This window comes from Bartonella sp. CB10SXKL, from assembly GCF_042195515.1.
GTDB lineage: Bacteria > Pseudomonadota > Alphaproteobacteria > Rhizobiales > Rhizobiaceae > Bartonella.
This window is the reverse complement of the sequence record NZ_JBHION010000143.1, coordinates 1-529: the sequence shown is the minus strand read 5'-3', so window position 1 is coordinate 529 and position 529 is coordinate 1. Positions and strand designations below refer to the sequence as shown.

Sequence of the window (529 nt, the reverse complement as noted above, 5' to 3'; positions counted from 1 at the left end):
GTACCGCATCACCACGACGCAAGCCCGTATATAAAAGAACATCAATCCAGACACGTTCATGGGTACCATGATGCCATTTGTGATAATATTTCTCAACATCTTCTTCTGTCCAAACAGGAAAGCCGCTTTTATTTTTAAGAGGAGGTTTTTTGACGCCTAAAGTTGGATTATTTTCCAAAAGACCTTGATCAATTGCCCAATTAAAAAGTCCATTAAGGGCTTTCAGAAAGTTTCTAGCCATTGCTGGTGTTTCTTTACGCCGTTCAACACCGGCTATAATATGTTTCTTTTCAATTGCTTGGTATGGAATATTTCCTATGGAGTCGCATATCTTCATAAGAATGTATTCTTTTTGTTTCTTTGTAGTATTAGAGTAGCTATGCCAATTAGAGCTGTTAAAGTATTGTTTAAGCAGCCATGCAAATGAACCTTCAACAAGTTTACCGGTTTTGGATTTAGGAAGTATAAGCCCTTGTAACTCGGCAAGTGCGCTTTTGTAGTTATCAACAAACTCTTGCGTTCCATAGGT

Annotated in this window: 1 protein-coding gene; it reads right to left on the bottom strand. The window is 38.0% G+C overall.

The genetic code is table 11. The annotated features are described in order from the left end of the window. Positions 1-529 (bottom strand): phage integrase central domain-containing protein (locus ACFIK3_RS09905; protein ID WP_404977422.1); only part of this gene is annotated, 529 nt, incomplete at both ends.